Origin of the sequence: Pseudomonas sp. HT11, from assembly GCF_044875395.1 — a bacterium.
In the GTDB taxonomy this organism is placed as follows: domain Bacteria; phylum Pseudomonadota; class Gammaproteobacteria; order Pseudomonadales; family Pseudomonadaceae; genus Aquipseudomonas.
Genome location: NZ_CP173217.1, coordinates 4,927,775 through 4,950,287, shown reverse-complemented (window position 1 = coordinate 4,950,287; position 22,513 = coordinate 4,927,775). Strand labels below are relative to the sequence as shown.

General features: G+C 59.4%; 23 protein-coding genes. 15 read left to right on the top strand and 8 right to left on the bottom strand.

Annotated features, from left to right (window positions below; genetic code table 11):
- Nucleotides 1-2: 2 nt before the first annotated feature.
- From ABWL43_RS22900 to ABWL43_RS22890, 3 genes are all read left to right on the top strand, one after another.
- Nucleotides 3-1,163: an ABC transporter ATP-binding protein gene (locus ABWL43_RS22900; RefSeq protein WP_404484556.1), complete on the top strand. Its 1,161-nt coding sequence runs from the start codon at nucleotides 3-5 to the stop codon at nucleotides 1,161-1,163.
- A 97-nt stretch (nucleotides 1,164-1,260) separates the two neighbouring features.
- A complete protein-coding gene (locus ABWL43_RS22895; protein WP_404484554.1) occupies nucleotides 1,261-2,607 on the top strand; it encodes a carbohydrate porin in 1,347 nt (448 codons plus the stop codon).
- A gap of 103 nt (nucleotides 2,608-2,710) precedes the next feature.
- Nucleotides 2,711-3,556, top strand: coding sequence for a D-hexose-6-phosphate mutarotase (locus ABWL43_RS22890; RefSeq protein WP_124418336.1), 846 nt, complete (start codon nucleotides 2,711-2,713; stop codon nucleotides 3,554-3,556).
- A gap of 121 nt (nucleotides 3,557-3,677) precedes the next feature.
- On the opposite strand, the gene ABWL43_RS22885 is transcribed toward ABWL43_RS22890, so the two are convergent.
- A complete protein-coding gene (locus tag ABWL43_RS22885) occupies nucleotides 3,678-4,538 on the bottom strand; it encodes a MurR/RpiR family transcriptional regulator (protein WP_170039859.1) in 861 nt (286 codons plus the stop codon).
- A gap of 219 nt (nucleotides 4,539-4,757) precedes the next feature.
- On the opposite strand from ABWL43_RS22885, the gene zwf reads away from it, so the two are divergent.
- The 3 genes from zwf to ABWL43_RS22870 are packed head-to-tail and all read left to right on the top strand — an operon-like array spanning nucleotide 4,758 to nucleotide 7,607.
- The gene (zwf, locus tag ABWL43_RS22880; RefSeq protein WP_106578444.1) at nucleotides 4,758-6,224 is read left to right on the top strand and encodes a glucose-6-phosphate dehydrogenase; all 1,467 of its coding nucleotides are present in this window, start codon (nucleotides 4,758-4,760) and stop codon (nucleotides 6,222-6,224) included.
- Nucleotides 6,211-6,924 (top strand): 6-phosphogluconolactonase, encoded by a 714-nt coding sequence (pgl, locus tag ABWL43_RS22875; protein WP_145159519.1) that lies wholly within the window; start codon nucleotides 6,211-6,213, stop codon nucleotides 6,922-6,924. Before zwf ends, pgl begins: the two co-directional genes overlap by 14 nt.
- 17 nt (nucleotides 6,925-6,941) lie before the next feature.
- Nucleotides 6,942-7,607 carry a bifunctional 4-hydroxy-2-oxoglutarate aldolase/2-dehydro-3-deoxy-phosphogluconate aldolase gene (locus tag ABWL43_RS22870; protein WP_106578446.1) on the top strand — a complete coding sequence of 222 codons (666 nt, stop codon included), beginning with the start codon at nucleotides 6,942-6,944 and terminating at the stop codon, nucleotides 7,605-7,607.
- A 202-nt stretch (nucleotides 7,608-7,809) separates the two neighbouring features.
- Here the strand turns inward: ABWL43_RS22870 and ABWL43_RS22865 are convergent, their stop codons facing one another.
- Nucleotides 7,810-8,985: an aminotransferase class V-fold PLP-dependent enzyme gene (locus ABWL43_RS22865; RefSeq protein ID WP_404484549.1), complete on the bottom strand. Its 1,176-nt coding sequence runs from the start codon at nucleotides 8,983-8,985 to the stop codon at nucleotides 7,810-7,812.
- 10 nt (nucleotides 8,986-8,995) lie between these two features.
- Nucleotides 8,996-9,232, bottom strand: coding sequence for a DUF3820 family protein (locus tag ABWL43_RS22860; protein ID WP_017139191.1), 237 nt, complete (start codon nucleotides 9,230-9,232; stop codon nucleotides 8,996-8,998).
- A gap of 205 nt (nucleotides 9,233-9,437) precedes the next feature.
- Here ABWL43_RS22860 and ABWL43_RS22855 point away from each other — a divergent pair, with 205 nt between their 5' ends.
- A complete protein-coding gene (locus tag ABWL43_RS22855) occupies nucleotides 9,438-9,905 on the top strand; it encodes a PA2169 family four-helix-bundle protein (RefSeq protein WP_145159513.1) in 468 nt (155 codons plus the stop codon).
- A gap of 68 nt (nucleotides 9,906-9,973) precedes the next feature.
- Here ABWL43_RS22855 and ABWL43_RS22850 read toward each other — a convergent pair whose 3' ends face one another.
- Complete coding sequence (locus ABWL43_RS22850) at nucleotides 9,974-10,444, bottom strand: MaoC family dehydratase (RefSeq protein ID WP_003175719.1); 471 nt, start codon at nucleotides 10,442-10,444, stop codon at nucleotides 9,974-9,976.
- Between the two features lie 71 nt (nucleotides 10,445-10,515).
- Nucleotides 10,516-11,460, bottom strand: coding sequence for an alpha/beta hydrolase (locus tag ABWL43_RS22845; RefSeq protein ID WP_262210418.1), 945 nt, complete (start codon nucleotides 11,458-11,460; stop codon nucleotides 10,516-10,518).
- Between the two features lie 222 nt (nucleotides 11,461-11,682).
- Here ABWL43_RS22845 and fadD2 point away from each other — a divergent pair, with 222 nt between their 5' ends.
- Both fadD2 and fadD1 read left to right on the top strand, forming a co-directional pair.
- Nucleotides 11,683-13,371, top strand: coding sequence for a long-chain-fatty-acid--CoA ligase FadD2 (gene fadD2 / locus ABWL43_RS22840; protein ID WP_404484545.1), 1,689 nt, complete (start codon nucleotides 11,683-11,685; stop codon nucleotides 13,369-13,371).
- Between the two features lie 389 nt (nucleotides 13,372-13,760).
- Nucleotides 13,761-15,452, top strand: coding sequence for a long-chain-fatty-acid--CoA ligase FadD1 (gene fadD1, locus ABWL43_RS22835; protein WP_145159507.1), 1,692 nt, complete (start codon nucleotides 13,761-13,763; stop codon nucleotides 15,450-15,452).
- 168 nt (nucleotides 15,453-15,620) lie between these two features.
- On the opposite strand, the gene ABWL43_RS22830 is transcribed toward fadD1, so the two are convergent.
- Nucleotides 15,621-15,998, bottom strand: a complete 378-nt coding sequence (locus ABWL43_RS22830; protein WP_106578452.1) for a hypothetical protein — start codon at nucleotides 15,996-15,998, stop codon at nucleotides 15,621-15,623.
- 198 nt (nucleotides 15,999-16,196) lie between these two features.
- On the opposite strand from ABWL43_RS22830, the gene ABWL43_RS22825 reads away from it, so the two are divergent.
- The 3 genes from ABWL43_RS22825 (at nucleotide 16,197) to def (ending at nucleotide 18,068) form a co-directional block, all read left to right on the top strand.
- Complete coding sequence (locus tag ABWL43_RS22825; protein ID WP_076015848.1) at nucleotides 16,197-16,382, top strand: CsbD family protein; 186 nt, start codon at nucleotides 16,197-16,199, stop codon at nucleotides 16,380-16,382.
- Nucleotides 16,383-16,563: 181 nt separating this feature from the next.
- Entirely contained in the window at nucleotides 16,564-17,532 is a 969-nt protein-coding gene (locus ABWL43_RS22820) for a YihY/virulence factor BrkB family protein (protein WP_262210425.1), read from the top strand.
- The gene (gene def, locus ABWL43_RS22815; protein WP_145159503.1) at nucleotides 17,529-18,068 is read left to right on the top strand and encodes a peptide deformylase; all 540 of its coding nucleotides are present in this window, start codon (nucleotides 17,529-17,531) and stop codon (nucleotides 18,066-18,068) included. Before ABWL43_RS22820 ends, def begins: the two co-directional genes overlap by 4 nt.
- A 134-nt stretch (nucleotides 18,069-18,202) precedes the next feature.
- On the opposite strand, the gene ABWL43_RS22810 is transcribed toward def, so the two are convergent.
- Nucleotides 18,203-19,021 carry a class I SAM-dependent methyltransferase gene (locus ABWL43_RS22810; protein WP_404484540.1) on the bottom strand — a complete coding sequence of 273 codons (819 nt, stop codon included), beginning with the start codon at nucleotides 19,019-19,021 and terminating at the stop codon, nucleotides 18,203-18,205.
- 66 nt (nucleotides 19,022-19,087) lie between these two features.
- Nucleotides 19,088-19,519, bottom strand: coding sequence for a GNAT family N-acetyltransferase (locus ABWL43_RS22805; RefSeq protein WP_145159499.1), 432 nt, complete (start codon nucleotides 19,517-19,519; stop codon nucleotides 19,088-19,090).
- Nucleotides 19,520-19,820: 301 nt separating this feature from the next.
- Between ABWL43_RS22805 and ABWL43_RS22800 the strand changes: the two genes are divergently transcribed.
- The 3 genes from ABWL43_RS22800 (at nucleotide 19,821) to ABWL43_RS22790 (ending at nucleotide 22,463) form a co-directional block, all read left to right on the top strand.
- Nucleotides 19,821-20,750, top strand: a complete 930-nt coding sequence (locus ABWL43_RS22800) for a fatty acid desaturase (protein WP_404484537.1) — start codon at nucleotides 19,821-19,823, stop codon at nucleotides 20,748-20,750.
- 9 nt (nucleotides 20,751-20,759) lie between these two features.
- The gene (locus ABWL43_RS22795; protein ID WP_404484534.1) at nucleotides 20,760-21,551 is read left to right on the top strand and encodes a phosphate/phosphite/phosphonate ABC transporter substrate-binding protein; all 792 of its coding nucleotides are present in this window, start codon (nucleotides 20,760-20,762) and stop codon (nucleotides 21,549-21,551) included.
- Between the two features lie 108 nt (nucleotides 21,552-21,659).
- A complete protein-coding gene (locus ABWL43_RS22790; protein WP_404484531.1) occupies nucleotides 21,660-22,463 on the top strand; it encodes a sigma-70 family RNA polymerase sigma factor in 804 nt (267 codons plus the stop codon).
- Nucleotides 22,464-22,513: the final 50 nt, after the last annotated feature.

Below are 22,513 nucleotides of genomic sequence, written 5' to 3'. Positions count from 1 at the left end.
TCATGGCTACGCTTGAACTTCGCAATGTAAACAAGACCTATGGCGCCGGCCTGCCCGACACCTTGAAGAACATCGAACTGTCGATCAGGGAAGGCGAATTCCTGATCCTGGTCGGCCCTTCGGGTTGCGGTAAATCAACGCTGATGAACTGCATCGCCGGGCTTGAAACCATCACCGGCGGCGCGATCATGATCGGTGATAAAGACGTCAGCGGCATGAGCCCCAAGGATCGCGACATCGCCATGGTGTTCCAGTCCTACGCGCTGTACCCGACCATGAGCGTGCGCGAGAACATCGAGTTCGGCCTGAAGATTCGCAAAATGAGCCAGGCCGATATCGACACCGAAGTGGCGCGCGTGGCCAAGCTGCTGCAGATCGAACACTTGCTCAACCGTAAACCGGGACAACTGTCCGGTGGCCAGCAACAGCGTGTGGCCATGGGCCGTGCCCTGGCACGTCGGCCGAAGATCTATCTGTTCGACGAACCGCTGTCCAACCTCGACGCCAAGCTGCGCGTCGAGATGCGCACCGAAATGAAACTGATGCACCAGCGTCTGAAAACCACCACCGTCTACGTCACCCACGATCAGATCGAAGCGATGACCCTGGGCGACAAAGTGGCGGTGATGAAGGACGGCATCATCCAGCAGTTCGGCACGCCAAAAGAGATCTACAACAACCCGGCCAACCAATTTGTGGCGAGCTTCATTGGTTCGCCGCCGATGAACTTCGTGCCGCTGCGCCTGCAACGCAAGGACGGTCGTCTGGTGGCGCTGCTCGACAGCGGCCAGGCGCGCTGCGAGCTGGCGCTTAACGTGTCGGACGCCGGCCTCGAAGACCGCGACGTGATCCTGGGCCTGCGCCCGGAGCAGATCATGCTGGCGGCAGGCGAGGGCGACAGCGCATCGAGCATTCGTGCCGAAGTCCAGGTCACCGAGCCGACCGGTCCGGACACCCTGGTGTTCGTGCAACTGAACGACACCAAGGTCTGCTGCCGCCTGGCGCCCGACGTGGCGCCGCAGGTGGGCGAGACCCTGACCCTGCAATTCGATCCAGCCAAGGTGCTGCTGTTTGACGCCAACACCGGCGAGCGCCTGGGCACTGCCGCTTCATTGCCAGCACAGGACCGTGCGGATAATGTGGCCCAATTCAAGGGACGCTGAGTGTTGCGCCTGAATGGATAACTTGTTGTTTTGGTTAAAAAAAGTAACCCGCGTTAGATAAAAACAGTTTAATAACAATAAAGACGAGGATGTAGGGATGAAAAAGCAACACAACAACACCCGGCTGATCTGCCAACTGTCAGCGGCAGCAGCCCTGGTATTGTCCGCCAGTGCGATGGCGGACGATGCTTTCAGTGCCGATTCCAAGTGGATGACCGGCGATTGGGGCGGCGAGCGTACCAAGCTGATCGAGCAAGGTATCGATATCAAGGCTGATTACGTTGGGGAAGTCGGTGGCAACCTGAGCGGTGGCTACAACAACGACAAAACTGCCCGTTACGCTGACCAGTTCGGTCTGGGCGTAGCACTGGATCTGCAAAAGCTGTGGGGCTGGGATAACACCCAGGCCAAGATCCAACTGACCAACCGGAACGGCGCAAACATCTCCAATGACCGCATTGGTGACCCGCGTGCCGGCACCTTGAGTTCGTCTCAAGAAGTTGATGGCCGAGGCCACATGGTGCGTCTGACCCAGTTCTGGATTCAGCACCAGATGTTCGACAACAAGTTGGACGTGAAGCTCGGTTACTTCGGTGAAGGCGAAGACTTCAACACCTTCCCGTGCGACTTCCAGAACCTGTCGTTCTGCGGCTCGCAAGTGGGTAACTACGTCAACACCTGGTACAACTGGCCTGTCAGCCAGGCAGCGATCCGCGTGAAGTACAACATCACGCCTGAGCTGTATGCGCAAATCGGTGCGTACAACCAGAACCCATCGCAGCTGGAGCACGGCAACGGCTTCAAACTCAGCGGCAGCGGCACCAAGGGCACCGTATTGCCGGTGGAATTGGTCTGGTCGCCGAAGGTCAATGGCCTGCCGGGCGAATACCGTGTGGGTTACTACAAGAGCACCGCTGACGCTACCGACGTACGTGAAGACGTCAACGGTAACGATGCGGGCACCACCGGTGCGGCGTTCCGCGTGCGCAGCAGCAAAAGCGGCTACTGGGGCGTTCTGCAACAGCAACTCACCACGCACAATGGCGATGCTTCGCGCGGCCTGAACATTGCGGCCAACGTGACCTTCCACGACAAAGACACCAACCTGGTCGACAACTACCAGTCGCTGATGCTTGTGTATAAAGGGCCATTCGACGCACGTACCAAAGATGACGTCGGTATCGGTGTTTCCCGCATCCATGCCAACAGTGACGTGAAGAAAAACGCTGAGTTGCTCAACGCGGCCGGTGGCTTCACCGACTACGACCAGTCCGGTTACGCACCGCTGCGTAACACCGAGTACAACGTCGAACTCAACTACGGCATCCACGTCACCAACTGGCTGACCGTGCGTCCTAACCTGCAATACATCGCCAACCCAGGTGGTGTGAAACAAGTCGACAACGCGGTAGTAGCGGGCCTGAAAATTCAGTCTACGTTCTAACGCTGTTGCGATAAGCTCCTTCTCTCTGTGCGCATTTTGCGGATAGCCATGGCTATCCGCTTTTTTTTGGATTGCACTGTGAAGAACTTCGGGACCGTGGCACATGCATGAGCATCCGCTGCAACGCTTTTTCAAATCCCTGCGCGAGCGTCCGGTGTTCGCCTGGGAACGCTTTCAGATGCGCGACGTGTTGGTCATCGACCATCCGTTGTGCCAGGCAGTGTTCAGCCGTCAGGGCGCGCAATTGCTGCACTTTCAACCGCGTGGCCAGAAACCCTGGCTGTGGTGCGCAGCCAAGTGGCCGCAAGTCGGCGCCATCCGAGGCGGCGTGCCGGTGTGCTGGCCGTGGTATGGGCGTCATCCGAGCGAAAACGCGTGGCCTTCCCATGGGTGGGCGCGGCTGATCGACTGGAAGCTGCTCGACAGCAGCACCGACGACGACGGTGTGCGCCTGCACTGGCAATTGCAGCTGTGCGACTGGCAGGTCGACCTGCATGCACACCTGGGTGAAACCCTGGAACTGCGCCTGTGCACCGAGCATCAGGACGAGTTGCCGTGCCAATTGAGCCATGCTTTGCACGCCTATTGGCGTATTGGTCATGTGGATGAGATAGCGCTGTCTGGGCTTGATGGCGCGCAAGGTTACGACCAGCTCAATCGCCAGGCTTGCCAGCAGGAAGGCGAGCTGCGCGTGGATGGCGGGTGCCAGCGGGTGTTCCAGCACGAGGGCGAATTGCACCTCAAGGACCATGCCTGGCAGCGCGAATTGTGCATCGACACCGGCGACAGCGCCGACACCGTGGTGTGGCACCCGGGCAGCCGGCCGTTGTTGGGCGTGAGCTTTAACGAGGCGTCAGGGTTTGTGTGCGTGGAGTCGGCGATGGCCGGTGCGAGCTTGGCACCGGGGGAGAGGGCGCATTTGAGTTTGCAGGCCAGGGCAGGGGCTTAGTGGTGCGGCTGATGGCCTCATCGGGGGCAAGCCCCCTCCCACATTTGAAGGTATTCACAAATCAAACTGTGGGAGGGGGCTTGCCCCCGATGAGGCCAGTGAAGCCAGCACACAGGCTGGCTTAGTTGAACTCATCCCCCACCGGATACCGGCTGTCATTCAGGCTCTCTTTGATCTTGCGCAAATGCGGCTGGAAATCCACCCCGCGGCGCAAGGTCATGCCGGTCGCCAGTACATCCAGCACGGTGAGCTGGATGATCCGCGAGGTCATCGGCATGTAGATGTCCGTGTCTTCGGGCAGCGGAATGTTCAGGCTTACCGTACTGGCCTTGGCCAGTGGCGAGTTCTCGGCGGTCACGCCCAGCACTGACGCACCGTTTTCCCGGGCGATGCGCGCCACTTCCACCAACTCACGGGTACGCCCGGTGTAGGAAATAATCACGAACAGCTCGCCCGTATGCGCCACAGACGCGATCATGCGCTGCATCAGCACGTCGGCATGCGCGGTCACGGCCAGGTTGAAGCGAAAAAATTTGTGCAGCGCATCCATGGCCACCGGGGCCGAAGCGCCAAGGCCGAAGAAGTGGATCTGCCGCGCCTGGATCAACAGGTCCACGGCCTTGCTGATCAGGGCCGGGTCCAGGGCCTGGCAGGCGCTGTCCAGCGAGGCAATGGCGCTGCCAAAGATCTTCTGCGTGTAGGCCTCAGGGTTATCATCGGCTTCCACGGCGCGGCTGACATACGCCGCGCCACTGGCCAAACTTTGCGCCAGCTGCAATTTAAGTTCAGGGTAACCGCTGACGCCGAACGAACGGCAGAAACGGTTGACCGTCGGTTCACTGACCGAGGCGGCTTGGGCGAGGGCGGCGATAGAGAAGCGGGTCGCCTGCTGCGGGTTGAGCAGGATAACCTCGGCGACTTTTTTCTCGGCCTTGTTCAATTCTTCGAGGCGGTTCCGGATCTGTTCCAGAAGATTTCGCACGCGGTCCATTCAGTCTTTCCTTCGGGCGACGATGCAAATTAAGGGCGGTAACCAATCGACGAGTGGTTCTTTGCGGTGGCCTATCCTACTGAGGGTAGCTGAACACCACCACTCGGAATGCGTATTTCGGGAAAATGTTGTGGTTATTACTACATTTTTCCTTGAGTGATGCCTTGAAAAAAGGTATTTGTAGCTTAACTTGATAAAAGAACAAACATCATGCCTTCGATAACCGTAGAACCCTGCACCTTTGCCCTGTTTGGCGCGTTGGGTGATCTGGCGCTGCGCAAGTTATTTCCTGCTCTCTATCAACTCGATGGCGCGGGCCTCCTGCACGACGACACGCGCATCCTGGCCCTGGCCCGTGAGGCCGGCTCCGAACAGCAGCACATGGCCCACATCGAGAAAGAACTGCGTAAGTACGTCGGCAAGGAACTTGATGAAGCCGTGGCCACACGCTTCCTCGCGCGCCTGGCCTATGTGCATGTCGATTTCATGAAAGCCGACGATTACGTCGGCCTGGCCGAGAAGGTCGGTAGCGACCAACGCTTGATCGCCTATTTCGCCACCCCGGCGGCTGTTTACGGGGCGATCTGCGAAAACCTGGCCAAGGTCGGCCTGGCGGAAAACACCCGCGTCGTGCTTGAAAAACCCATCGGTTCGGACCTGGAGTCCTCGCGCAAGGTCAACGACGCCGTGGCGCAGTTTTTCCCGGAAAACCGCACCTACCGTATCGACCACTACCTGGGCAAAGAGACGGTCCAGAACCTGATCGCGTTGCGTTTTGCCAACAGCCTGTTCGAAACCCAGTGGAACCAGCACTACATTTCCCACGTGGAAATCACCGTGGCCGAGCAGGTCGGTATCGAAGGCCGCTGGGGTTACTTCGACAAGGCCGGCCAGCTGCGCGACATGATCCAGAACCACCTGTTGCAACTGCTTTGCCTGATCGCCATGGACCCGCCGGCCGACCTGTCCGCCGACAGCATCCGTGACGAGAAGGTCAAGGTGCTCAAGGCGCTGGCGCCGATCAGCCCGGAAGGCCTGACCACCCAAGTGGTGCGCGGCCAGTACATCGCCGGCTACAGCGCCGGCAAGCCGGTGCCGGGTTACCTGGAAGAAGAGAATTCCAACACCCAGAGCGACACCGAAACGTTTGTCGCCCTGCGTGCCGATATCCGTAACTGGCGTTGGGCCGGGGTGCCGTTCTACCTGCGTACCGGCAAGCGCATGCCGCAAAAGCTGTCGCAGATCGTCATCCACTTCAAGGAACCGTCCCACTACATCTTCGCCCCCGAGCAGCGCCTGCAGATCAGCAACAAACTGATCATCCGCCTGCAACCGGACGAAGGTATTTCCTTGCGTGTGATGACCAAGGAGCAGGGCCTGGACAAAGGCATGCAACTGCGCAGTGGCCCGCTGCAACTGAATTTTTCCGACACCTATCGCAGCACCCGTATTCCGGATGCCTACGAGCGGTTGTTGCTGGAAGTGATGCGCGGCAATCAGAACCTGTTTGTTCGCAAAGATGAAATCGAAGCCGCGTGGAAGTGGTGTGACCAGTTGATCGCCGGGTGGAAAAAATCCGGTGATGCGCCCAAGCCGTACGCGGCGGGCTCCTGGGGGCCGATGAGCTCAATTGCACTGATCACGCGGGATGGGAGGTCATGGTATGGCGATATCTGAATTGAAACTGCCTCAGGGCGTAACTGCTCATGAGTACCGCACGCCTGTATTGCTGGCCGATGGCCTGGCCAATGACGTGGCCGAGCAACTGCGCGCGGCCATCAGTGCCCGTGGCGAGGCGACCCTGGTGGTGTCTGGCGGCCGCAGCCCTGTGGCGTTTTTCCAGAACCTGGCCAAACAGGGGCTGGACTGGTCCAAGGTCACCATCACGCTGGCCGACGAACGTTGGGTGCCGGTGGAGCACGCCGACAGCAATGCCGGCCTGCTGAAGAAATACTTGCTGCAAGGTCCGGCGGCCAAGGCCAAGTTCCTCAGCCTGTATCACGTTGCCGCCACGCTTGAAGATGCCGCCGAATTGGCCGATCGCCAGTTGGCAGAGTTGCCCGCCATCGACGTGCTGGTACTCGGCATGGGCGATGACGGCCACACCGCGTCGCTGTTCCCCAACAGCCCGAACCTGGCTGAAGCACTCAAGGCCGACGGTACCCGCCGTTGCTGGCCGATGCTTGCGCCGACCGTGCCGCACCAGCGCCTGACCATGAGTCGCGCGTTGCTGGCCACGGCCCACTACACCGTGCTGTCGATTTCCGGCAGCGCAAAATTGACCACCTTGAGCGCCGCGCTGGCCAGTGATGACGTTGCTGCCATGCCGATACGCGCGTTTTTGCAACCTACTTTAGAGATTTACTGGTGCCCATGAGCCAAGGATCAGCCGCTATGAAAAGCCCTCAACCGACCGTGTCCATGGCGGATAAAGTTGCCTTGATCGACAGCCTCTGCGCCAAGGCGCGGATCCTGCCGGTGATCACCATCGCCCGCGAACAGGACATTCTGCCGCTGGCCGATGCCCTGGCAGCTGGCGGTTTGACCGCATTGGAAGTGACCTTGCGTTCCGAGTTCGGCCTCAAGGCGATTCAAGTGCTGCGCGAGCAACGCCCTGAATTGTGCACCGGTGCCGGCACCGTGCTCGACCGTCACATGCTCGAAGCCGCCGAAGTGGCCGGCTCGCAGTTTATCGTCACGCCAGGCATTACCCGTGACCTGCTGGAAGCCTCGGTGCACAGCCCGATCCCGTTGCTGCCAGGCATCAGCAATGCCTCCGGCATCATGGAAGGCTATGGCCTGGGTTATCGCCGCTTCAAGCTGTTCCCGGCAGAAGTGAGTGGCGGCGTTGCTGCGATCAAGGCGCTGGGTGGTCCGTTCGGCGAAGTGAAATTCTGCCCAACCGGCGGCGTTGGCCCGGCCAACATCAAAAACTACATGGCGTTGAAAAACGTGATGTGCGTGGGCGGTAGCTGGATGCTTGATCCGGAATGGATCAAGAACGGCGACTGGGCCCGCATCCAGGAAGTCACCGCACAGGCGCTGGCGCTGCTGGATTGAGCTGATTTACCGAATCGTTGTTGCTGTGCTTAACGGCATTTTTGCGGCGCACTTGGTCGGTGTGCCGCTTTTTTTTGCCTGTAGAAAACCTCAAATCTAACGCTGAGCAATGTGGGAGCGGGCTTGCTCGCGAATGCGCTGGCTCAGTTGGCCTATTCGTCGACTGACCCAGCCTATTCGCGAGCAAGCCCGCTCCCACATTTCAGTCCGCGCTTAGCTCGGTTATTGCTTTGACCAAGGCATCGATGTCCGCCGCGGAAGTCACCAACCCCGGCGTCACCCGAATGCAGCTGCCAAAGGCCGCGCCGACACGGGTGGTGGTAAACAGGTCGTAGTCCTTGAGCAACCGATCCGCCATCACCTGCTGATCACGTCCGGTGAACTTGAACCCCGTGATCCCGCAATACAGCCGTGGGTCATCCGGCGTCAGCACTTCGATGTCCGGCAACTGACGCACCGGGTTCACCCACAGATCCCGCAGGTAATTGACCCGTGCGCCCTTGGCCGCCGAGCCACCCAGTGCACGGTGCTCTTCCAGCACCAGCGGCAAGGTCATCAGCGCCGGGAAATTCGGCGTGCTGTAGGGCGTACGCGCGCGAACATCGGTGGCCGGGTAATGACACTCGCCCATGTCCGGGTCGATATCGGCCAGGCGCTCCGGGGCGATGTACAGAAAGCCCAGGGTCAGCGGCGCGCCGATCCATTTGTGCAAATTGAAGCCGGCGAACTGGATGCCCAGTTGGGCGGGGTTGAATTCGATCTGGCCCAGGGCGTGGGCGCCATCGAGGATCACATCCACGCCGTGCTCACGTGCGGCGTTGGCAATCGCCTCGACGGGCATTACCAGTCCGGTGCGGTGGGTCACGTGGGTCAGGGCCATCAACTTGAGGCGCGGGTACTGCACAAACGCAGTGCGATAAGTCTGCACCAGGCTGTCGAAACTGGCCGGGTGAGGGTGGGATAACTCGATCACCTCCACACCGCGATAGCCCGCCAGCCAGCGCATCGCGCCTTTGACCGTGTCGTACTCCAGGTCGCTGATCAGCACTTGGTCGCCCGGTTGCAGGTTGTTGTAGTTGCGGATCAGTGACTGCAAAGCCTCTGTGGCATTGCGGGTGAACGCAATCGACTCCGGGTCGGCGTCGATCAGTCCGGCCAGTTGGCGGCGCACCTCGTCGTTTTCACCCTGCTCAAAGCGCTGGCGCACATACAGCGAGTTGCTGCGGTTGATAAACGCGACGTGCTCCAGGTACTGCGCCCGTACCGCGTGGCTCATACGCCCGAAGTAGCCGTTTTCCAGATTGATCGGGCCAGGTTCCAGCTCATAGCGCTGGGCAATGGCCTGCCAGTGACGTTCGTTATCTGCATTCCTTGGCATGGCGAGGCTCTCAGTGGCGGGGGGCAGGTTTGCCGTGCTTTACGCGCAGCGGTTCCAATAGTTCGGACAGGCCGTTGTGGTCGATTTCCTGCATCAACGCCAGCAAGCCGCCCAACTCGCCGTGAGGGAAACCCTCACGGGCGAACCAGTTCAGGTAGGGGCCGGGCAAGTCGGCGATGATCCGTCCCTTGTATTTGCCGAAGGGCATTTCGCGGGTGATCAGCAATTCAAGTTTTTCGGGGTTCATGGTCTTCAAGCGTTCAAGTCGAGACCTTGGAAAATACAGGCATTCTGCATGAAGGCCAAATGACAGATCATGCAAATAACTCGCATACAGATGGTTCAATAATTTTTATCTTGTTGAAAAATAAGGAAAAAGTTGTTTTTTAAAACTTGGCACGGGCGCTGCAATCATTAATACACGTTTCTTAACCCGCACAAGGAATTGAAAAATGACTGATATCAACAAAGAATCGATCTCTGTACTTAACGACCTGATCGAGACCAGCAAAGACGGCCAGAAAGGCTTCGCAACTTGTGCTGAAGACATCAAGCACCCAGAGCTCAAAGCGCTCTTCCAGAAACGTGCCGCCGATTGCGCCAGCGCTGCCGCTGAGCTGCAAACCGCTGTGAAAGCCCTGGGTGGCGATCCGGAAAATTCCGGTTCGGTTGCCGGCGCACTGCACCGTGGTTGGGTCGACGTGAAATCGATGGTTACCGGCAAAGACGAAGAAGCCGTGCTGAACGAAGCCGAGCGCGGTGAAGACCACGCACTGAAGGCTTACAAAGAAGCGATCGAGAAGATCAACAAGCACAACCTGCTGGGTATTCGTGACCTGGTTGAGCGTCAGTTCCATGGCGCCCAACGTAACCACGACCAGGTGAAAGCCCTGCGTAACCAGGCTCGCGCTCAGTCTTGAGTCGCGCCTGATTAGAAAAAGCCCCGCTGATGCGGGGCTTTTTTATGGGCGATTTTTATACCCAGGCATCAGCCGATGCTGATCGGCGGCAGTTCGGTCAATGTCACCACCTGCTGCTTGCGGGGTGCGAGGATTTCCGCCTCACCGTCCACTACCAGCTCATCACGCTGGTTGAACACGCGAGTGGCGATGCGCACGCGAAACTTGGGCAGCTTCTCGAGGATTTCCAGACGCACGGTCAAGGTGTCGCCGATTTTCACTGGCTTCTGGAAGCTCATCTGCTGGCCGATATAGATAGTGCCCGGCCCGGGCAGCTCGCAGGCAACGGCCGCGCTGATCAGGGCGCCGCTGAACATGCCGTGGGCGATACGCTCCTTGAACATGGTCGCCTTGGCGTACTCGGCATCCAGGTGCACCGGGTTGTGGTCGCCGGACATCGCGGCAAACAACTGGATATCACGCTCTTCGACTGTCTTGCTGTAGCTGGCGGTCTGACCGACTTCGAGGGCTTCGTACGGGGTGTTGGTAACCTGAGTCATCTCGGGGTGCATCCTGTGGCTAATCGGTAATTAAACAGTATGATTTTAAGCGTTTGATTTTAAACGAAAAATTATTCGCAGCGGGTCGGCCTGCGCAAGGTCAGAGCCTGTTGCAACCACGCCAGTACATCCGCTGTGACTTCATCACGGTTGGTTTCGTTGAACACTTCATGACGCGCCTGCGGGTAGATATTCAATTGCAGGTGCTGACAGCCGGCCTCACGCAACGCATGGGCCAGGCTTTTGAGACGCTTGCCTTCACTCACCGGATCACATTCGCCGCCCATCACCAGGATCGGCAGGCCCGGATCGATCTGCGCGAGATTGGACGCTTTGCTGATTTGCTGCAAGCCGCCCAGCAGGTCGATCCACAACTGGTTGGTGCAGCGAAAGCCGCAAAGCGGGTCGGTGATGTACTGGTCGACCTCGACCGGGTCGCGACTGAGCCAATCAAACGCCGTTCGGTTGGGCTTGAAGGCTTTATTGAACGAGCCGAACGACAGGAACTCGATCAGCGCACTGCGCCCGCGCAAACCCTGGCGTGCCCGTTCGATACGAGCAATCACCGCCGCCGCGCGGTACAGCGCAATCGGCTGGAAATTCGAACCGCTGAGAATCGCGCCATTCAGGCTGGCGCTGTGGTGCAGCAGGTAGGCCTGGGCGATGTAGCTGCCCATGCTGTGGCCCAGCAGAATAATGGGCAGCCCCGGTTGCTGCTGGCCGATGTGCTGGTTGAGGCTGGCCAGGTCGCCCACCACTTTGTTCCAGCCGTCCTTTTCGGCGTACAGCCCCAGCGTGCCTTCATCGGCGGTGCGGCCATGACCGCGCTGGTCCAGCGCATACAGGCCGTAACCGGCACCGCACAGGGCTTGGGCCAGGCGTGCATATCGACCACTGTGCTCGGCCATGCCGTGGGACAGCATGATAATTGCCCGGGTCTCGCCTTCCGGCAGCCATTGATTGACGTACAGGCGGCTGCGGTCATTCGCGGTCAGCCAGAAGGTGCTGTGGTTCATGGCGCTTCCTTTGCTCAGGGTCGTTGCAGTGTATAGCTCATCCTCGGGCTTGCGTCTGATCAGTGCAGGCCCTTGTAGGAAGATTCACGCAATTAATGACGCTCTTTCCTGTATTTGCCTGTTTGGCCATAGCTGCTAACGTCCCCAAAGCTCCGCTTTTTATAGCAGCACGTTTTTTATCGCTGCAGCGGTCGGACACACTCAGGTAAGAGGACAAGAATAATGCAACCTGATTTCTGGAATGACAAACGCGCCGCGGGCGTTCCCAGCGACATCGATCTCACCACGTACAAGTCGGTGATCGAAGTCTTCGAACGTTCCTGCAAGGCCTTTGCCGACCGTCCGGCGTTCAGCAACATGGGCATCACCCTGACCTACGCCGAGCTTGAGCGGCAGAGTGCAGCGTTCGCCGGTTACCTGCAGCAACACACCGACCTCAAGCCGGGCGAGCGTATCGCGGTGCAGTTGCCCAACGTGCTGCATTACCCGATTGCCGTGTTCGGCGCACTGCGCGCCGGGCTGATCGTGGTCAACACCAACCCGTTGTACACCCCGCGCGAGATGCGTCACCAGTTCAAGGATGCCGGCGTGCGTGCGCTGGTGTACCTCAACCTGTTTGGTGCGAGGGTGCAGGAGGTGTGCGCTGACACCGAGATCGACTACCTGATCGAAGCCAAAATGGGCGACTTCATGCCGGCCGCCAAGGGCTGGTTGATCAACACCGTGGTCGACAAAGTCAAGAAAATGGTCCCGGCCTACCACCTGCCACGGGCGGTGTCGTTTAAACGCGCGTTGCGCATGGGCGCGGGGCAAGGGGTGATCCGGCATCCGGTCACGCTGGATGACATCGCCGTGCTGCAATACACCGGCGGCACCACTGGCCTGGCCAAGGGCGCGATGCTCACTCACGGCAACCTGGTTGCGAATATGCAGCAGGTCCGGGCGTGCATGTCCCAGGTCACCGACGATGGCCAGCCGCTGGTAAAGGAAGGGCAGGAGGTGATGATCGCGCCGCTGCCGCTGTACCACATCTATGCCTTCACGGCGAACTGCATGTGCATGATGGTGACCGGCAACCACAACGTGCTGATCACCAACCCGCGCGACATCGGCGGGTTCATCAAAGAGCTGAAAAAGTGGCGGTTCTCCTGCCTGCTGGGGCTCAACACCCTGTTTGTGGCACTGCTGGACCACCCCGACTTCAAGACCCTGGATTTCTCCCACCTCAAGATCACCAACTCCGGCGGCACCGCCCTGATCAAGGCCACGGCCGAGCGCTGGAAGGCGGTGACCGGGTGTTCCATCGGCGAAGGCTACGGCCTGACTGAAACCTCACCCGTGGCCAGCACCAACCCGTACGGCAGCCAATCGCGCCTGGGCACGGTGGGGATTCCAGTGCCGGGTACAGCGATGAAGGTGATCGACGATGACGGGCACGAGCTGCCATTGGGTGAGCGCGGCGAACTGTGCATCAAGGGCCCGCAGGTGATGAAGGGTTACTGGCAGCAGCCGGCCGCTACCGCCGAGGCGCTGGACGCCGACGGTTGGTTCAAGACGGGTGACATTGCGGTGATCGACAACGATGGCTTCGTCAGCATTGTTGATCGCAAGAAAGACCTGATCATCGTTTCGGGCTTCAACGTTTACCCCAACGAGATCGAAGACGTGGTGATGGCCCACCCGGCGGTGGCCAACTGCGCGGTCATCGGCGTGCCGGATGACCGCACCGGGGAGGCGGTGAAGCTGTTTGTCGTGGCGCGTACCCAAGGCGTGAGCCTTGAAGAACTGAAGGCGTACTGCAAGACCAATTTCACCGGGTACAAAGTGCCCAAGCATATTGTGTTGCGCGACTCGCTGCCGATGACGCCGGTAGGCAAGATTTTGCGCAGGGAGCTTCGCGACATCGCCTGACCCTGCTTGAAATCCACTCAAAATGTGGGAGGGGGCTTTCCCCCGATGGCGGTGTATCAGTCAGCAGATGTGTTGGCTGAAACACCGCCATCGGCGGCAAGCCTCCTCCCCCATTGTTATTTACTGCCCTGAAAACCCTATTCCAGAGCCTTTTGCTGGGATATTTCATCGCTGCTTAAAGTGTGACCAAATATTGTAGGACAGTCATGTTTATGACCGTAGGGGCCCCTTTTGGCTCTAGGCGGCCCTTGGCAAAGCTGCTACTCTCGGCGCGCTTTGTGACTTCTCGGCCTGCTTGAAAGCGCCAGACTCACCTTTAAAAAAACACACACCAATAATAATCGCATCAAATGCGATGATGAATTCGCGTCGCTGAGGAGTGGGCTTCCATGAACGAAGACTTTTGGAAGGATAAGTACCCCGCCGGGATTGCTGCAGACATCAATCCAGACGAGTATCCAAATATTCAGGCGGTACTGAAACAGTCCTGCCAGCGCTTCGCCGACAAGCCGGCTTTCAGCAACCTGGGCAAAACAATCACCTACGGTGAACTGTACGAATTGTCCGGTGCTTTCGCCGCTTACCTGCAACAACATACCGACTTGAAGCCTGGCGATCGCATCGCCGTGCAACTGCCCAATGTCCTGCAATACCCGGTTGCGGTGTTCGGCGCCATCCGTGCCGGCCTGATCGTGGTCAACACCAACCCGCTGTATACCGCGCGGGAAATGGAACACCAATTCAATGATTCCGGGGCCAAGGCCCTGGTCTGCCTGGCGAACATGGCGCACCTGGCTGAAAAAGTCGTGCCCAAGACCGCCGTCAAACACGTGATCGTCACCGAAGTCGCCGACCTGTTGTCGCCGTTCAAGCGCCTGCTGATCAACAGCGTCATCAAGTACGTGAAGAAAATGGTCCCGGCCTATCACTTGCCCAAGGCGATCAAGTTCAACGACGTGCTGGCCAAGGGGCACGGCCAAGCGGTCAATGATGCCAGCCCGGCCAGCAGCGATGTTGCCGTGCTGCAATACACCGGCGGCACCACCGGCGTGGCCAAGGGCGCGATGCTCACCCACCGCAACCTGGTCGCCAACATGCTGCAGTGCAAAGCGCTGATGGGCTCCAACCTCAACGAAGGTTGCGAAATCCTGATCACGCCGCTGCCGCTGTACCACATCTATGCCTTCACCTTTCATTGCATGGCGATGATGCTGATCGGCAACCACAACATCCTGATCAGCAACCCGCGCGACTTGCCGGCGATGGTCAAGGAACTGTCGAAGTGGAAGTTCAGCGGCTTTGTCGGCCTCAACACGTTGTTCGTGGCGCTGTGCAACAACGAAGGCTTCCGCAAGCTGGACTTCTCTGCGCTGAAAGTCACCCTGTCCGGCGGCATGGCGCTGCAACTGGCTGCGGCCGAACGTTGGAAAGACGTGACCGGTTGCAACATCTGCGAAGGCTACGGCATGACCGAAACCAGCCCGGTGGCGACGGTCAATCCGATTCAGAACATTCAGATCGGCACCATCGGCATTCCGGTGCCATCGACCGTGTGCAAAGTTATCACCGATGACGGCGTCGAGCTGGCCCTCGGTGAAATCGGCGAACTGTGCGTCAAAGGCCCGCAAGTGATGAAGGGCTACTGGCAGCGCGAAGACGCCACCGCCGAAATCCTCGACAGCGAAGGCTGGTTGAAGACCGGTGACATCGCGATCATCCAGCCTGACGGCTACATGCGCATCGTCGACCGCAAGAAAGACATGATTCTGGTCTCCGGCTTCAACGTCTATCCCAACGAGCTGGAAGACGTGCTGGCAACCTTGCCGGGCGTGCTGCAGTGCGCGGCCATCGGCGTGCCGGATGAAAAATCCGGTGAGCACATCAAGATCTTCATCGTGGTCAAGCCCGGTGCCACCCTGACCAAAGACCAGGTGATGGAGCACATGCGCGCCAATGTCACCGGCTACAAGGTGCCCAAGGCCGTTGAGTTCCGTGATGCGTTGCCGACCACCAACGTGGGCAAGATCCTGCGACGTGAGTTGCGTGATGAAGAGCTGAAGAAGCTCGGCCTGAAAAAGTAACCCAATAAAAAACCCCGCAATTGCGGGGTTTTTTTATGGCCTGTTGCTGGCGAAACACTATCCCTGTGGGAGCTGGCTTGCCTGCGATAGCGGCGTAACTGTCAATGTAATGTGACTGACCTACCGCTATCGCAGGCAAGCCAGCTCCCACACTGTTTCACCGAGTGCTTACACCGCAAACTGCGCGAAGCTCACACCCGCACCCGCCGGGCGCACATCGGTGAGGAACGAGTCCTTGTCCGCGCTCAGCTCCAGAGTGATCTCAGGGCTGCGCTTGCCTGCATTGCGCACCACCAGGCCTTCAAGTTTTTCACGCAAAAATGCTGTCGGCACCTTCAGGTGCAGCAACTGGTCGGACTCGGCGTTGTGCATCAACAGGTGAATCCACTCGTACTGGCCCACGGCAATACGGCCTACCGGCAGGTCGAACCACCAGATGTTGCGTTTGCGGTCCAGGTCGGTGAAGTGGCAGTTGTTGAGGCCGAGTACGGCACCGCCCAGTTCCTGGTTTCTGCGGGCGATAGCCTGTGCTTTATTGAGTTTCATAACCTTCCTACGGGATCTGTTATTCAGCGTTATAGCCTGAATGTGCGGGGCATTCTCGTGGGTTGGCTACAAAACATAAAGCCAAACCTGCAGGCGGCGATGAAATGCCGGTCGAAAAATAATTGAAACTCTGCCGAACAGCCTCGGGTCAATCTCTACGTAATGACCAAAAACCTCGATTGTTCCAGGAGAAATACCATGAGCAGCACATCGGATAAGGCAAAAGGTTTGGCTAACGAAGCCGTCGGCAACGTCAAGCAAGGTGTTGGCAAAGTGACTGGCAACGACAAGCTGCGCGCCGAAGGCGTGGTTCAAGAAAAGAAAGGCGAAGTGCAGAAAGCGGTGGGCGACACCAAAGATGCGGTAAAAAAAGCCACCAAGTAAGTCTGAATCGCTGGCTGTATGCGTGCAGCCCGACGGCCATCCACGGATGGCCGTTTTTATGTCAGATGCTGCAACTAAAATCTGGTAATTGTTTCAAAGTCGCCAAGTAGGCTACTTTTGATGTAGAAAACGGCCCCTGAGTCGCCCACGACCTCACCCTTTTGCGGCGAAAGGAGACGCTATGATTTTTCCGGTATTACAAGGTTTACCCCTGCATAAGGTGCTGGTGCGCACCGTCAAGGAATTCGTCGATGACGAAATGCCCACCTATGCCTCGGCACTGGCCTACCAGATGCTGTTCTCGTTGTTTCCCTTCCTGCTGTTCCTCATCGCCCTGATCGGTTTCCTGCACCTGCCGGACTTCTTCACCTGGCTGCGCATGCAATCGGAACTGGTGCTGCCGCCCCAGGCGCTGGAGCAGGTCAACCCGGTGATCGACCAGTTGCAGCAGTCCAAGGGTGGCTTGCTCTCCGTGGGTATCGTGATCGCCCTGTGGACCGCCTCCGCCGGTGTACGGCTGATGATGAGCGCGATGAACGCCGCCTACGATGTGGTCGAAGGCCGTCCGATCTGGAAGCGCTTCCCGCTCTCGGTGTTCTACACCGTCGGCATCGCCGGCATGCTGCTCGCCGCCGCCGCCTTGATGGTGCTTGGCCCGCAGGTGATGGAGTGGCTCGCCGGGCAGATCGGCATGCAGGAATTCGTTGTGACCTTGTGGACCATCCTGCGCTGGCCGCTGATCGTGATTTTGCTGATGTTCGCCGTGGCCCTCATGTATTACGTGATGCCCGATGTGGAGCAGAAATTCCGCTTCATCACGCCAGGCTCGGTGCTCGCCGTGGTGGTGTGGATCGTTGCTTCCCTGGGCTTTGGCTACTACGTTAAAACCTTCGCCGACTACAACGCCATGTATGGCAGTATCGGTGCGATCATCGTCCTGCTCCTGTACTTCTATATTTCCGCCGCGGTGCTGCTGCTGGGCGCGGAGATGAATGCCGTGATCGAACACATGTCGACTGAAGGCAAGGACCCGGGAGAAAAAGAGTTCGATGAACCCGCCGAACACGTTTCTGACACGGATGAAAAACAGCACGTCTCAGGCCTAGGCCGGGACCACTCCAAGCCCACACCCATTGAGCCTGATCGATGATCCGTGAAATCCTGAAAATGGGCGATGAGCGCCTGCTGCGTATTGCACCGCCGGTTCCGCCGGAAATGTTCGACAGCCCCGAGCTTTGGCAGTTGATTGACGACATGTTCCAGACCATGGAGCACGTCGGCGGCGTTGGCCTGGCCGCACCGCAGATCGGCGTCGATCTGCAACTGGTGATCTTTGGTTTCGAGGCCAGCGAGCGTTACCCGGATGCGCCACCGGTGCCGCAGACCATCCTGATCAACCCGTTGATCACCCCGCTCAGCCCGGTGGTGGAAGAGGGCTATGAAGGTTGCCTGTCCGTGCCCGGCCTGCGTGGTGCGGTAGACCGTTATCAGCAGATTCGCTACGAGGGTTTCGACCCTAAGGGCGAGCCGATCACACGCATCGCCGAGGGTTTCCATGCGCGCGTGGTGCAGCATGAATGCGATCACCTGATCGGCCGGTTGTATCCCTCGCGGATTACCGACTTCAGCAAGTTCGGGTTTATCGAAGTGATGTTTCCGGACATGGATCCGAAGGCTGACGAGTAGTACTCAGGCACTGAGATAAAAAATGTGGGAGCTGGCTTGCCTGCGATGGCGGTGGGTCAGCCAACATCACTGTGGCGCTCACGCCGCCATCGCAGGCAAGCCAGCTCCCACCTTGGTTTTGTGTTCGGAGCTGGTTATTTAGCCGGTTTCACAAACCGCAACGTCATCCGATCCGACTCGCCAATCGCCACATACCTGGCTTTGTCCTGCTCACCCAACTTCAATGCCGGCGGCAAGGTCCATACCCCACCGGGGTAATCCTTGGTGTCCTTCGGGTTGGCATTCACCTCGCTTTGCCCCGCCAGCTTGAACCCGGCGTCCGTTGCCAGCTTCACCACCTGCGCGGTGGTCAGGTAACCACTGTCCTTGATCGCTTCCAGATCCGCCCCGTCCTTGGCCCGATGATCTTCCACCCCCAGCACCCCACCGGGCTTGAGCACCGTGTAGAACGCGCTGAAGGTGGCCGGCGCGGTGCCCGCGTCAACCCAGTTATGCACATTGCGAAAGGTCAGTACGGCATCGGCCGAAACAGGCTTACCGAACACCGGCGCCTTGGGATCGAACTCGACTACCGCGGCCTTGGCATAACGCGCAGGGTCGGCGGCGAATTTCTTTTTCAGGTTCTGTTCGGACGTCGCGGCGTAAGCACTGCTGCTCGCAGCCTGCACGGCGGCCACGTAATGCCCATGGTCCTTGAGCAACGGCGCCAGCACCTCGCTGTACCAGCCGCCGCCCGGGGTGATTTCGATCACCGTCTGCTGGGCGCCCAGGCCAAAGAATTCCAACGTTTGCTGCGGATGACGGTAAACATCGCGCGCGCTGTTGACCGGGTCGCGCCAGCTGCCGGCGAGCACGCTGGCGTACTGCTTGGCGGTAATCGGTGCGTCGGCTGCCTGGCTGAGCGTTGGAACGAGCAGGGCGGTGAGGGACAAAGCTGCAAGCGTCGTTTTCATGATCATCCTGTAAGGGGCCACTGTGCCGTCGAGGCTAGCATGGGCCCTCTGCCGGGCGATCACACATTATCCGAGGTGCACCTCACCCTTGGTTATAAGCCCCATGGCGATCATGGGTTTATTGCGTTTGTAGCGCACCAGCCGCTCGCTGAGCGATTGTGGCAGCACCGTGTCCTGAGTGAAGCCCATGCGCTGGTACACACCTTCCAGATCCGGATGGCACAGCAGCCAGACTGTGCCTTCCACCTCGGCCACAGCCTGCAGAATCAGCCGCGCCGCCAACCCGTTGCCGCGATACGCGGGGTCCACAAACACCCCGGTCAGCCACTGCCCACCCACCACCGGGCTCAGGCACAACCCAGCCACGATTTCGCCGTCACGCGCCACCCATAAACGCCCACCTTTGATGGCTTTCATCGACGAATCATGGCTACGGTAAAACTTGTTGAGCAGCGGCCACAGGGGCGCTGCCAGCGGTTCGAGGTGCAGTTCGGGCATGGTCTTCAAGCGAGCAATATCAAGGGCCGGGGATTATAAGCGCCTTCTGCCCGGCAATAGGTGGTATACCCACTGTTACATCCCCTTCAGTTGAGCATGCATCATGGCCAAAGGTATGGATTCAAAGAAAGCCGCGAAGAAGAAACCGGCAAAAACTGCCGATGAAAAACGCGCCGACAAAAAAGCCAAGAAGTCCGACACAGGCCTGTTCGGTCACTGAGTTACAAGCTTAGAACCAAACGGTCTGCAAGATTTTCGAGCCTCAATGCACAGAGCAGGAAACACCTGCTCTGAGCTGCCGATGGCCAACTACCTTGATCTGACCCAGCGCCGGGAAATCGAAGCCCTGGTGCACCGTTTTACCGCCCGAACCGAATGGCCGACCTGGCTGTTGCTGATCGGCGTGTACACAGGCTGGTTCGCCGTGATGCTCGCCAGTCAATGGCTGGGCCTGTGGCTGAGCACCCTGCTGCTGATCCCGTTGGTGACGCTGTGGCTGTCGGTGCAACACGAATTACTGCACGGCCATCCCACCCGCTCGCTTCTTGTGAACAAATTGCTCGGCTATGCGCCATTTGCCGTGTGGTATCCCTACACGCTGTACCGCGAAAGCCATTTGTTGCACCACAACGATGAAGACCTGACGCTGCCGGGCATCGACCCGGAAAGCCGCTACCTCAACCAGTCGCAATGGGACAACAGCTCGTTGCTCAAACGCCGCGTGCATTGGTTGACCAAAACCGTGCTCGGCCGGTTCCTGCTCGCGGCGCCGTTGGCAATTGGCCGACTGGCGCGTCATGAGCTTCAACGCTTGCCCCACGTGTGGCCGATGTGGCTGGCTCACGGCGTGGTGACCCTATTGATGCTGAGCTTAATCGCCCACTGCAGCGCACTGCCGGTGTGGCATTACCTGCTGCTGGTCAGCGTGCCGGCCTTGTCGCTGGCGTCGATCCGTTCCTACTATGAGCACCGTCCACACCGGCAGCCGGAACAGCGCACCGTCCTCAACGAAGCGGCCTGGCCCTGGACCTGGCTGTTCCTCAACAACAACCTGCACCTGGTGCACCATGACTTGCCGAAACTGCCCTGGTACTTGCTGCCCACCGTCTACCGCGCCCGCCGCGAACAATGGGTGGCGCGCAGCGGCGGGTTTGTGGTGCAGGGCTATGGCCAGTTGATCAGCCGCCACGGCCTCAAGGCCATCGACAGCCCCCGGCACCCTTTTGCCTGAGAGACGCCCATGCGTGATCACTACGCCGAACTGCTGATGTACGTCGCCCCCGAAGCGGTGCAGCGCGCCAACCAGCAGTGGTTGGCGCGGATAGTCGAGCGTCTGAACCTGAGCCGCCGCAACGCCGACCACCTCGACCTGCACGGCCTGTGGCTGGCGCCCGAACTGCTCGTCACGCAAACCTGCGGCTATCCGCTGATGACCCAACTGCGCGGCCAGGTGCGCGTGATCGGTCGCCCACGCTACGAGTTGGCCCACAGCAGCCAGGGCGCACATTGCAGCCTGCTGCTCACCCGCGACGACAACCCGCGCACCGCGCTGGCGGACTTCTACCACAGCCGTGGCGTGATCAACGGCCATGACTCCAACAGCGGCATGAACCTGCTGCGCGAACGCCTCGCGCCGTTGCAGCGCGGCGGCCGTTTCTTTGCCAGCGTCGGCATCAGCGGCGCCCACCGTGAAAGTCTGCGCTGGCTGCGCGAAAACCTTGCCGACCTCGCCGCCATCGACAGCGTCACCTACGACTACCTGGCGCGTTTCGCCCCGCAGGAAGTGGCGGGGCTGCGCATCGTCACCCGCAGCGCGCCGAGCCCGACCTTGCCTTACATCGGGCCGCTCACGCTGAGCGATGAACGCGTGGCGCAGATCCGCGAGGCGATGAACCTGGCGTTGCAGGATTTACCGCAGGTGGTCGACACGCTGGGTATCCAGCAAGTGCTGCCCGCCCGCGAAGACGACTACCGCGTGCTGTTGGATTACCAGCAACAGGCGGTCAACGCGGGTTATTCGAAGCTTCAATAAGGTTATATAAAAATACCTTTTAAATATTATTAAAGAATAAGCAGCCTTGCTAGGATCGCTCCACCGGAACACCGGACATAACGCGCAACCTACTCAGATGGAGCCACTATGTCCGGCGCCGACACTTCTCACAGCGATTACGTGGGCGGATTGTTCCGCAGTCATTACGACTGGCTGTGCAGCCGTTTGCACCGCCATCTCGATTCGCGTGCCCACGCCGAAGACATCGCCGCCGACACCTTCGTCCAACTGCTGAGTTCGCCAGGCGTGGTGCCGATACGCCAGCCCCGCGCCTTGCTCACCACCATCGCCCAGCGCCTGATGTACCAGCTGTGGCGCCGGCGCGATCTGGAGCGCGCGTATCTCGATGCCCTGGACAACGACGAAGCCTGCACCGCGCCGTCTCCCGAAGACCTGGCGCACATGCTCGAAGCCTTGCAGGCCATCGACCAGTTGCTCGACGGCTTGCCGGCCAAGGTCAAGGCGACGTTCCTGCTGTCGCAACTCAATGGCCTGACGTATCCCGAGATCGCCGCCGAACTGGGGATTTCCCAACGCTCGGTCAGCGACTACATGGCCCGCGCGCTCAACCGTTGCCTGCCACTCGCTGCCGGCCTTGAAGTGCATTTCGACCGTGCCGGCTTCGGCCCGGTGCGGGTCAGTTCGGCCGGCGCCACGGCGTGGATCGATGGCTTGCTGCAAGTGCGCGACCGCCCGTTGGCGGAAGTCATCGACGCGTTGCGGCCCTATCACCGTGGCGTGTTGCGCCTGGACCCGTCAGTCGCCGGCTTGCGCGTCAGCGGCCTTTATCGGCTGGACAACCCGCAGCAAATCCTCGACACCCTGGCGCGCACCTTGCCGATCCACATCACCCGCCGCACCGGGTTGTGGGTAACCGTCAATGCGGCCTGAAGGCTTCACTCAGTGACCCTGCCCACTTTGAATGCGTTGTGAATCGAATC